This is a genomic window from Chryseobacterium sp. WX (assembly GCF_029542485.1).
GTDB lineage: Bacteria > Bacteroidota > Bacteroidia > Flavobacteriales > Weeksellaceae > Chryseobacterium > Chryseobacterium cucumeris.
Genome location: NZ_CP120710.1, coordinates 951670 through 963500, shown reverse-complemented (window position 1 = coordinate 963500; position 11831 = coordinate 951670). Strand labels below are relative to the sequence as shown.

The following is an 11831-nucleotide window of genomic DNA, read 5'->3' as shown; positions in this document are numbered from 1 at the left end:
TATTAAGGTTATATTTGTGAAAGTAAAAATACATAATGTCCGAAACACAAAATAGCAAATTCCCAATCTATGCCGTCATTGCTACGGTTCTTTTTAAGCTTCTTTTTTTATTAACGCACTACATTCAGGAAGATGCATTTATTACCTGGAGGGTTGCCCAGAATCTGTTGGATTACGGAGTCATTGGCTTCAATGGAGATACCAGGATTTCTGCTTCTACCACACATCTGTATGTATTTGTATCCTATATTTTCAATCTTATTTTTGGAAAAGAAAATTTTATTGAGCCCCTTTTGATTTTTAATTCTCTACTGTTTACTGTAGGAACGTTATGGCTGTCTCATTTGGTTTTAAAAAATCCATGGCATAAGGCAATCTTTATATTTCTGATCGGGATTTTGCCGCCATCCATTAAAATTTCAATCCTTGGAATGGAGTATGGAATCCTGTTTTTTCTGGAGATGGCATTGCTGTATTATGGTTTCCATAAAGGGAAAAAATGGGTGGTGACCCTTCTTCCTGTTTTAATTATGTTTACAAGGATTGATACAGTAATCTTCCTGGGAATTGTATTTCTTGTAGATCTATTCTGGAACAGAAAAATCAGGTGGAATTATATTTTTGGCGGAGCTCTTGGAGTCTTAGCGACGGTTGCTTTCAACTGGTTCTACTTTGGCGAACTGGTGAACAATACCATTACTGCAAAAAAATTACTTTACAGTGAAAATTTTACGATTCAGCAGCATATCGGATATTTCTTTAAAAGTTTCGGAAACTTCTGGGGAATGCTGAAAGTTCCGGGAGATTTCAATCCTTTGACTATCGTAGTTTTGATTTTTGAATTGCTTTGCTTTATCTATCTGATCAGACAAAGAGAAAAAAGAAACTACTTTTTGTGGATGATTTTTCTTTTCGGATGGGCAAAACAAATCATTTTCATTTCTCAAAAGAGCTTGTTTGACTGGTATTATTGGGTGCCACAACTTTTGCTTTTCGTTCCCGTTCTTATTTTTGTACTGGAACAGAAAGAGAGGAGAAACCTGTGGCTGTCATTGCTTGTTATATTCTATATCTTCCCAATGCTTGTCTTCCAGACGGTTCACTGTATTGCAACAGGAAACGGAGAGTGGAACTATCGCAGAACGATTGGTACCTTTTTAAATCAATATGAAAAAGATAAAAACCAATGGATTTTATTGGAGCCGGCAGGTTATGTTCCTTATTTCTCAGGATTAAAAACGATTGATGAGGTTGGATTGGTTGATAAACAGATTCAGGAGGAAATTAAAAAAGATAAGGTCAATTACTGGATCAACACGGTAAAAAACAGAAAACCGAAATATCTTCTTTCTTATCAGAATTTATACGAAGAAAAGAATGCCAATTCAGAGTACTATAAAACTCATTATAAGCTTCTGAAAGAATTCCGTGTGAAAGATCATCTGAAAAGTGATCATAAAATTCTGGAAAAAATTTACCATCTGAAACCTTCCGGAACAGACTATAATTTGTACATTAGGGTTGATTAAAAGATTGAAATATTTAAAAATTGAAAGAATTCAGAAAAAAGTTTTATAATAACTCTTTCACACTAATAATCTCAAAACCTCCGACCCAACAATCACTGCAACCTAATATCTAAAACCTAAAACCTGAAAAAAATGAAATACTGTGCTTTTCTTCGTGGCGTCAACGTAAAAGGAACCAATATGAAAATGGCGGATGTATGCCAGGTTTTTAAAGATGCAGGAATGAAGGAGGTAAGTTCCATACTGGCTTCCGGAAATATTGTTTTTTCGTCAGATAAAAATACGACAGAATTAAAAACTATTCTGGAAAAAGCGATGTCGCAACATTTTTCTTATGAAGCTTTTTTGTTTGTGAAATCTCAGAAAGAAACTGAGGTTTTCTGGAACAGTATTCCTTTTGAAAAAAAAGACGAGCTTCATATTTATGGGTTTGTCGGAATTCCCGGAGTGGAAAAGGTTTTAATGGAAGAGTTTCAGAAAGCAGGTCAGGTAGAAAATGAAAAGGCTGCAATCGTTAATGATATATTTTACTGGCAGGTTCCGAAAGGAAATACCTTAGATTCTACCTTCGGGAAAGTATTAGGTAAAAAGAGCCTTAAAGATCAGTTTACCAGCAGAAATGTGAATACGTTTGAGAAGATTTTGAAAAAATTCTAAATATATCATTGCAGATGCTTCGACAAGCTCAGCATGACACCGCTAAAAAATAACGTTAATATGATGTGGCTTCGACTTAGGTTTTTGTACATTGATGGTTTATACTTTGTATTATAATTTTCACATTAATAAAACAGCTAGTATTAGGGTTGTCATGCTGAGCTTGTCGAAGCATCCATCAATTATAACTTATCCAGTGCCGATTAACAGTTAGTATTAGAGCTGTCATGCTGAGCTTGTCGAAGCATTTATCACTTATCAATTATCCAGTGCCGATTAAAAGCTAGTATCAGAGCTGTCATGCTGAGCCTGTCGAAGCATCTATCAATAAATAATAAGAAATCCAAAAGCCAAAAACTATTGCAACCATAGCCTGTTAAAGCAATCAAATAATTTCCATTTGTGAAACTTTCTCAGTATTTTTACTGAACTTTTTAATTACAACAAAATGATTCAGTATTTAGATAATATTTCGCACAAAGATTCAAAAAACTTTTTCCTTATTGCCGGACCTTGTATTATTGAAGGGGAAGATATGGCATTAAGAATTGCTGAAAAAGTAATCAGCATCACAGATAAATACAATATTCCTTATATTTTCAAAGGAAGTTTCAAAAAGGCTAACAGAAGCCGTGTAGATTCTTTCACAACCATTGGTGAAGAGAAATCTCTTGAAATCCTTAAAAAAGTAGGAGAGACTTTCAATATTCCTACCACAACAGATATCCATGAAAATGAGCATGCAGCATTAGCCGCACAGTATGTAGATGTTTTACAGATTCCTGCGTTCCTTGTACGTCAGACCGATCTATTGGTAGCGGCAGCCCAAACAGGAAAATGCGTGACTTTGAAAAAAGGCCAGTTCCTTTCTCCGGAAGCGATGAAGTTTGCGGTTCAGAAAATTACAGATTCCAATAACGAGAAAGTAGCTATTATTGAAAGAGGAAATTCTTTCGGATATACAGATCTGATTGTAGATTACAGAGGAATTCCTACGATGAGAGAATACGCTCCAGTGATTTTGGATGTTACGCACTCTTTACAACAACCTAATCAAAGCTCAGGCGTTACAGGAGGAAGACCGGATCTTATTGAAACCGTTGCCAAGGCAGGAATTGCAGTAGGAGCAGACGGAATTTTCATCGAAACGCATCCTACACCGGAAACCGCATTATCTGATGGTGCTAACATGTTAAGATTAGATTTATTAGAAGATTTGTTACAAAAATTGACAAGAATTAGAGAATCGATTTTGTAATTGTTAAAAAAACATTAATTTTAGAAATTCTAAAACATTTCTTTTGAAAAAACTAGTTTTACCGCTAAGCCTTATGGTCCCTGTACTGTTTTTCTCCCAACAAAGGAAAAAAGATACAGCGACTACTAAAGTAACCGATATAGAGGAAGTTGTCTTCCAGAAAAAAGCAACAGGAAGAACCAATGACCTTACCAATGTAAGAATTTCAGCGAAAGAAGCGAAATCAGTAGCTTCGATTAATGGAGGAATTGAAGGATTGCTTAAAACATTACCTTCCGTAAACTCCAACACAGAGCTGTCTTCACAATATATGGTTCGTGGTGGAAACTATGATGAAAACCTTATCTACATTAATGATATTGAAATCTACAGACCTTTCCTGATCAGAAACTCTCAGCAGGAAGGAATGAGTATCATTAACCCGGATATGGTTTCCGCAGTGAATTTCTCTGCAGGAGGATTTGAAGCCAAATATGGTGATAAAATGTCTTCCGCTTTAAATATCTACTACCGAGAGCCAGAAAAATTTGAAGTTTCAGGTGAGGCCAGTTTAATTGGAGGAAGGCTGACAACTGGTTTGGCTTCCAAAAATAAAAAATTTACCGCCTTATTTTCCGGAAGATACAGAAATACTAATCTTGTTCTTAATACCTTAAAAGAAGATACCGATTTTAATCCAACATATTGGGATTTCCAGTCTTATCTGAATTATCATGTCAGTGATAAATTTACGATGTCATTCATCGGATATTATTCCAAGAATGATTATGAGATGATCCCAAGGGCAAAAAGTGTTACTTTCGGAAGTCTTCAGCAGCCTATTACCGTTAATATTGGATATGGAGGTCAGGAAAATGACCAGTATAAAAACATGATGGGAACATTCTCTATGAACTATAAGCCGGCAGATAAGTGGAAGCTTACTCTGGATGCCTTTGCTTATCAGAACAGAGAAAGAGAATATTACACAATACAGTCAGCATACGAGCTTCAGACCTTTGATCCTGTGACGCAGCAGCCTGTCACATCTTTCGATGTTGGAGGGCAGATAGAACATGCAAGAAATGATTTGTTTGTAAGAACATACGGAACACAGTTCAGAGCAAAATTCTCTCCCAATGTCAATACAGACTTTGAGGTCGGATTTAAATATGAAAAAGAAAATCTGAAAGATCTTACCAATGAATGGAAATTGGTAGATTCTGCAGGATACAGTATTCCAAGACCGGAAGTCATTGATCCTAGAACAGGAACTACAGGAGATCTCAAGCTTGCTTATTATATTGCCGGACAAAATAATATCGAACCGACAAGACTTTCTGCCTATGCACAGTATTCTCAGAAATTCTATTGGGGAGCCAGTAAAGTATTTGTGAATGCAGGAGTACGTGTGGCCAACTGGAGTTTCAATAAAGAAACCATATTCTCACCAAGAGCTCAGTTTGCGATCAAACCGGATTGGGACAGTGATATGTTGTTTAAAATTTCAGGAGGAATCTACTATCAGGCTCCTTTCTATAAAGAAATCAAGGATTTAGATGGTAATTTTAACTCTAATATAAAATCGCAACGCTCTATTCAGGTCATTCTTGCCAATGATTACGAGTTCGAGATGTACGACAGACCATTCAAACTGACAACGGAACTTTATTACAAGAAAATGGATAACCTGATTCCTTATTATATGGATAATGTAAGGATTCGTTATTCCGGGCAAAATAATTCAAAAGGATATGCTTATGGTATCGATACCAGACTATTCGGAGAATTTGTTCCGGGTGTGGATTCATGGTTGTCTGCAAGTTATGCCAGAGTGTATGAAAATATTGATGGAAGAGGAGATATTCCAAGACCTACAGATCAGAGGCTGAGGTTTGCGATGTTCTATCAGGATTATATGCCAAGCTTCCCGTCTATGCGTGTGAACCTTACTTTAGTATATGCTATGGGATTACCTACGGGAGCTCCCGTAATGTTTAACAGCAACGGGCAACCGGATTTTGGTTCAGCTTATAATTATCAGCAGACGCTGCCTTCTTATAAAAGAGTAGACTTAGGATTGACAAAGGTATTTATTGATCCGAAAGAAAAAAATAAGAGATCGGGTTTCTGGGGTAATTTTGAGGAACTTACATTAGGTGTTCAGGTTTTCAATGCATTTAACATTAACAATACTGTTGCGAACCAATGGATCACAGACTATAACAGTAATTATATGTATCCTGTTCCGGTACGTCTTACGGGACGTTTCTTTAATGTGAAGCTGGAGTTCAAACTATAGAATTACTATCAAAAATAAAAATAGCAGAAAGCTTCCGAAAATCCGGAAGCTTTTTTGTTTACCCGAATTTTATAACAACATTACCAAATTCTATAACAACGGTTTCAGAGATATTTTTATCTTTGTCTTACCAATGAAAAAGATTCTTGCCATATTGTTTTCTATTTTCTACTTCGGGTTTTCTTCCGGAGCAGCTTTTAGCATTCATTATTGTATGAAAGAATTGGTTTCTGTAAGTCAGAAAGCGGATGATATTTGTGCAAAATGTGGTGTTAAGGAAAAAAAAGGATGCTGTAAAACAGAGATCAAAATCGTAAAAGTAGACGATTCCCAGAAATCTGATTATCTGAACGTTGATTTCTTAAGTGCAGTTTCAGAGATACCGGTGAAACATCAGTTTTCCGCTATTGATAAGTCTTTTTCTGCCACCAAATTTACTCAGATCCAGATCAATGCACCGCCTGAAAGCCGGCCGGTACCTATTTACATCAATCATTGTAATTTTAGAATTTAGAATTTGTCAGTCGTTTCTGGTATAATATATACTGTTATGAGCGACATGCTCTGACGCATTTACTGATGCGTAATCCATTATTCTTTATTAAAAATTAATTCTAAAATTTAAAACAATGAAAAAATATATCATCACAGCAGCTTTATCATTATTCTCAATCGTTTCATTATCTGCACAATCTAAAAAGGATGCTCAGGTTTCTAAGCTCTACCAAAATTATATTGCTATCAAATCAGCGTTAGCTTCAGATGATGTGGACAAAACTTCAAAAGCTGCAACAGAATTTATTAAAACAGCTTCTGTTATTGATTATAAAGTAGTTTCAGAAGGAAACCTTAATATTCTCAGAAAAGATGCTTCTGCCATTTCGGATGCAAGAACTATTGCTACACAAAGAGAAACTTTTTTAAACCTTTCAGACAATATGATTGCTCTGACCAAGGAGTTTAAACTTTCTGAAAAACCAGTCTACGTTCAATATTGCCCAATGGCAGACGGAAGCTGGCTAAGCGATGAAAAACAGATCGTTAATCCATATTACGGAAAGTCTATGCTTACATGCGGAAGTGTAAAGTCGGAGATTAAATAATTTCCGTACTATTCTTTAAAATAATGAGTTGCAGAGTTTAAGTTGTAATTAACTTTAAGCTTTGCGACTTCTAAAAAGTTCGAAATATTATGAAAAAGTTGATAATGTTTCTGGTACTTTTATTCTCCGTATTGACTTTCGCTCAAACTACAAAAAACGTTTATACTTGTCCGATGCACCCAGAAGTGGTGTCTTCCCAACCTGGAGACTGTCCGAAATGCGGAATGACTCTGGAGAAGAAAACTGTTGCTGTAAAGTCAAAAACAGTAACCAAGTCGGAAGCGAAATCAATAACAGAAGTAAAAGGAAAATCTTCAGAAACAAAAAAAATACAACCCCATTCTCAAATTACCTATGCATGTCCAATGCATCCGGAAGTTGTTTCAGACAAACCAGGAAAATGTCCTAAATGCGGGATGGAACTTGAGGAAAAAGAAAATCATTCTTCTACAGATAAACCCAAAGAAGAAGGTTCTGTTTTGAAAAGAAACTCTGAAAACGGGAGAATTACTTTTGGAGGGAAAACAGTTCGTTATGACCTTTATGTAAAAGATACGATTGTTAATTTCACAGGAAAAAACAGAAGAGCAATTGCGATCAATGGTAAACTTCAGGCTCCTACTTTATATTTTACTGAAGGAGATACTGCAGAGATTTATCTGCACAATATGCTTAAGGAAAATACAGGACTGCACTGGCACGGTGTGATTCTTCCCAACGAACAGGACGGGGTTCCTTATCTTACCACCAAGCCTGTAAAACCTGGAGAAACCCATTTATATAAATTCAGAATTTCTCAAAACGGAACGTACTGGTACCATTCTCACGAAGCACTGCAGGAACAGATAGGAATGAACGGTATTCTGGTCTTCAAAAAAAGAGAAGGAGAACCAACAATAGAATACAATGCTGATATTCCGGTATTACTGGGAGACTGGAGTGATGATGATCCTATGCAGATTGCGAGAAGGCTTCATATGGCGAATACAGACTGGTATGGTGTAAAGAAAAATGCTGTACAGAGTTACTGGGAAGCAATTAAATCAGGAAACCTGGGAACAAAGGTATTGAATGAATGGAAAAGAATGGAAGCCATGGATGTAAGTGATGTCTATTACGATAAATTCTTAATTAACGGAACTCCAAGCTCTGATTATTCTAATTTAAAAGCTGGCGATAAAGTAAGATTAAGAGTTGCCAACGGAGGCTCATCTACCTATTTCTGGCTGAATTATGGCGGAGGAAAGATAAAAGTAGTGGGAAATGACGGAAATGATGTAGTACCGATAGAAGTTGATCGTCTGATTGTCGGAGTTTCAGAAACCTATGATATTGAAGTTACGATTCCAGAAAGCAAAAGTTTTGAGTTCAGAGCGACTTCTGAAGACAGAATAGGACATGCTTCCCTTTGGCTGGGATCGGGTGAAAAGATAGAAGCTCCCAATCTTCCAAGGTTGATGCTTTTTGAAGGAATGAAAATGATGAACGGTATGATGGAAATGAGTGGAAATATGAAACCGATGAATATGACGATGGGAAATCAAATGATGGATATGAACGAAGTGATGTATCCCGAATTATCTGAAAATCAAAGAAAAACTACTGCAAAGCATATCAATGAGATGATGGGAGTGAAAACCAAAGAAGTTAAGAAAGAAGATCATTCTCAACACTCAGGAATGGAGACGAAGGAAGAGAAAACAATCAAGAGGTTGTCTTATAATATTTTAAAGTCTCCTGAAAAAACAATTCTTCCTACAGACAGTATTCGGGAAATGAAATTTACGCTGGAAGGAAATATGAACCATTATCTGTGGACGCTGGATAATAAAACGGTAACAGAGACGGATAAAATTCTGATCAAAAAAGGAGAGGTTCTTAGAATTAAACTTTATAATAATTCCATGATGCGTCACCCGATGCACCTTCACGGTCATGATTTCAGATTAATTAATTCAAAAGGAGAGTATTCTCCATTGAAAAATGTAGTGGATATCATGCCAATGGAAACAGTAACAATAGAATTTGCTGCCAACCAGGACGGAGACTGGTTCTTCCACTGTCATATTCTATACCATATGATGGCAGGAATGGGAAGAATTTTCAGTTATGAAAACTCAAAACCCAATCCACAGCTTCCGAACAGAAAAATGGCCTGGAAAAACTTCATACAGGATAATAAAATGACCAGTTCTATGGCAATGCTGGATTTAGCAAGCAATAAGATCCACGCAGAAACAATGACGATGTTTGGACCTAGATGGGCTAATCTGAATGAGTTTCATACCAACTGGAATTTTGATCATTTTGAAGGAAGTGCAAAAGTAGGACGTTTCTTAGGAAAATTTCAATGGGCATTACCTTATGCAGGAATTAGAGTGCAAAAAAATCATGAGATCATGGAGAGACAGATGGCAGAAGAGCTCGGAATGGAATTTCATGGGAAAAAGACCTGGTTTGGACAGCAGAAGGCCTCAAAAAATAGATTTGCATTCATTGTTGGTATGCAGTATGTATTGCCAATGCTGATTACCGCTGACGCAAGTGTTGATCAAAACGGAAAAGTGTTATTGGAGCTTAGCCGTGAAGATATACCGCTTTCCAGAAGGCTGAGAGGAAATTTTAGCATCAATTCAGATGGAGAATTTTCTACAGGACTTCGGTACATTGTTCAGAAGTGGTTATCCCTTTCCGGAAACTATGATAAAGAAATAGGCTGGGGTGCAGGTGTTACTTTAACTTATTAAATTTAACTAAATTATATTAAAAAAAGCTGTCTCATTGAGGCAGTTTTTTTGGTTAGGTAAATGCTTGTATAAAGAATTTTTTTGTAAAGAATATATGATTCTACAAATGATATGAGTTTATGTAAAGACAAAAGCCACCTCATTTTCACGAGATGGCTTTATATAATGTATAAGATGCTTTTATTTAGAAGCTCCTACTGCTTTTTCAGTCTTTGCTGGTGTATAAGTAACTTTTGAAATATCAACCGTCATTTCTTTCAGACGTTTTGCCACATTTTCAGGCATTTCTTTCTGATATCTTCCTCCGATTACTTCAGCAAGGAATTTTTCGGTTTCAGCATACATCGCCATACTGTTCACAGGTTTACGGAATCCGTGGCCTTCATCATCAGCAAGAATGTAGTTTACCTTTTTACCTTTATCACGAAGAGCGATGACAATCTGATCCGCTTCAGCCTGCTTTACCCTAGGATCATTAGCTCCCTGAACAATCAATAATGGTTTATTGATTTTATCTACACTGAATAATGGGCTTGCATCATGCATACGTTTTTTACCTTCCTCCGTTTTAGGATCACCTACCATACCATAAAGGAAAGCACGTGCAGCTTCCCAGTAAGCAGGAACAGAATCCAGTAACGTAAATAAGTTACTTGGTCCTACGATATCAACTCCCGCAGCATATACATCCGGAGTGAAAGCCAGACCGGCAAGTGTTGCATAGCCACCGTAGCTTCCTCCCATAATCACTACTTTATTTTTGTCTGCAATTCCCTGATCGATCAGATATTTTACGCCCCAGGTAATGTCATCCTGCATCAGTTTTCCCCATTGAAGATCTCCATCATTCTGGAACTTTTTACCATATCCGCCACTTGCTCTGAAGTTAGGCTGAAGCACGGCATATCCTCTGTTGGCTAAAAACTGTACGGTTGAGTTATATCCCCAGTAATCTCTCGGACCTTTCGGGCCTCCATGAACCAACACCACTACAGGAACATTCTTACCAGATGAACCTACAGGTAAAGTCAGGTAAGCCGGAATTTCAAGTCCGTCACTACTTTTGTAGCTGATAGGAGTCATTGCTGCCAGATACTTTTCAACCTTTTTCAATTCTGTTCTTGGGGTATACTGGAAAATCAGCTGTTTTGTCTTGGCGTCAAAGAAATACGCTTCTGAAGCATATTTATCACCACCCACAGAAACCAGAAACTTAGAATAATCATTGGTAGAACTTGCAAAACCGACCTCTCTTCCAGGGAATTTACTTTGCAGGAATTTGTAATTAGCTTCCCAGGCTTTATCTTTCCAGTAATATTCTGTTTTATCTCCTGTGTAAGAGGTGTAAATCATTTTTCTTGTATTTCTGTCCATAAATAGTCCTCCGAAGTCCACTTTATCTTTAGGATCACTTTCTATTTTTGTAATTTGTTTTGTTTTCGGATCCATCAGGAATAGTGCAGATTTATCCAGATCTCCTTTGTTAGTTACCAGATAAAACTTAGAATTGTCTTCGTTCCAATTGGAGATATAAGCACTTTCCGTTACCAATGTTTCGTAAATGGGAGTCAGTTTATCACCTTCTTTATAAAAAAACTGGGTAGTTCCTTTATCATCCGTTTTGGAAAGAACTCTCAATTTTTCATCCCAGTCAAATTCATAGCTTGTGATACGGTCTGTATTTTCATAAATCTTTTTCAGCTCACCTGTAGAAATTTTCACCGAATACAGATCATGCCATGCTTTATCGCGGTTATTCAATCCAATCATCAACAAATCAGGATTTTTTCTGCTTGCCAGATAAATACTTGCAGTCACGTCTTTAAGCGGTGTAATATTTCTGGATTCAGGAACTCCTTTTGTTACTTTTGCCATTGGATCTACTGCAAAAATATTCATGTTTTCATCACCGTTATTATCTTTTACATACAGAATGTATTTTCCGTCTTCTGTCCAGAAATATCCATTCAACGGGCGTTTGCTGTTTGTTAAAGGACGTGCTTTCTCAAAAGGCTCATCAATTTTTTTTACCCAGATATTCATAATCCCTTCATATTCTTTTGTAAAGGAAATCCATTTCCCATCCGGACTCAATTGTCCCCCGGCAATTTCCGGGTTACCAAAGAATAAACCTCGGTCCAGTACCGGGACTTCCTGTGCTCGTGCTGTATGTACTCCTATGAGCAGGAGTAACACATAAAAGATTTTTTTCATGCTTTTAAGTTTTAGTTGTTATTAATAAATTGTTTATGATTT

General features: G+C 36.7%; 8 protein-coding genes. 7 read left to right on the top strand and 1 reads right to left on the bottom strand.

Annotated features, from left to right (window positions below; translation table 11 throughout):
- Positions 1 to 35 precede the first annotated feature (35 nt).
- The 7 genes from PZ898_RS04300 (at position 36) to PZ898_RS04270 (ending at position 9575) form a co-directional block, all read left to right on the top strand.
- On the top strand, positions 36 to 1529 hold the full coding sequence (locus tag PZ898_RS04300; RefSeq protein ID WP_277694891.1) for a hypothetical protein: 1494 nt from the start codon (positions 36 to 38) through the stop codon (positions 1527 to 1529).
- Positions 1530 to 1661: 132 nt separating this feature from the next.
- Positions 1662 to 2186 carry a DUF1697 domain-containing protein gene (locus tag PZ898_RS04295; RefSeq protein WP_062674865.1) on the top strand — a complete coding sequence of 175 codons (525 nt, stop codon included), beginning with the start codon at positions 1662 to 1664 and terminating at the stop codon, positions 2184 to 2186.
- A gap of 448 nt (positions 2187 to 2634) precedes the next feature.
- Positions 2635 to 3444 carry a 3-deoxy-8-phosphooctulonate synthase gene (kdsA, locus tag PZ898_RS04290; RefSeq protein WP_047374570.1) on the top strand — a complete coding sequence of 270 codons (810 nt, stop codon included), beginning with the start codon at positions 2635 to 2637 and terminating at the stop codon, positions 3442 to 3444.
- A 43-nt stretch (positions 3445 to 3487) separates the two neighbouring features.
- Entirely contained in the window at positions 3488 to 5725 is a 2238-nt protein-coding gene (locus tag PZ898_RS04285) for a TonB-dependent receptor plug domain-containing protein (RefSeq protein ID WP_062674861.1), read from the top strand.
- A gap of 133 nt (positions 5726 to 5858) precedes the next feature.
- A complete protein-coding gene (locus PZ898_RS04280; RefSeq protein WP_228436673.1) occupies positions 5859 to 6239 on the top strand; it encodes a hypothetical protein in 381 nt (126 codons plus the stop codon).
- Positions 6240 to 6354: 115 nt separating this feature from the next.
- Positions 6355 to 6828: a DUF3347 domain-containing protein gene (locus PZ898_RS04275; protein WP_120231320.1), complete on the top strand. Its 474-nt coding sequence runs from the start codon at positions 6355 to 6357 to the stop codon at positions 6826 to 6828.
- Positions 6829 to 6917: 89 nt separating this feature from the next.
- Positions 6918 to 9575, top strand: coding sequence for a multicopper oxidase domain-containing protein (locus tag PZ898_RS04270; RefSeq protein ID WP_277694890.1), 2658 nt, complete (start codon positions 6918 to 6920; stop codon positions 9573 to 9575).
- Positions 9576 to 9755: 180 nt separating this feature from the next.
- Here PZ898_RS04270 and PZ898_RS04265 read toward each other — a convergent pair whose 3' ends face one another.
- On the bottom strand, positions 9756 to 11789 hold the full coding sequence (locus tag PZ898_RS04265; RefSeq protein WP_062674857.1) for a S9 family peptidase: 2034 nt from the start codon (positions 11787 to 11789) through the stop codon (positions 9756 to 9758).
- Positions 11790 to 11831 lie beyond the last annotated feature (42 nt).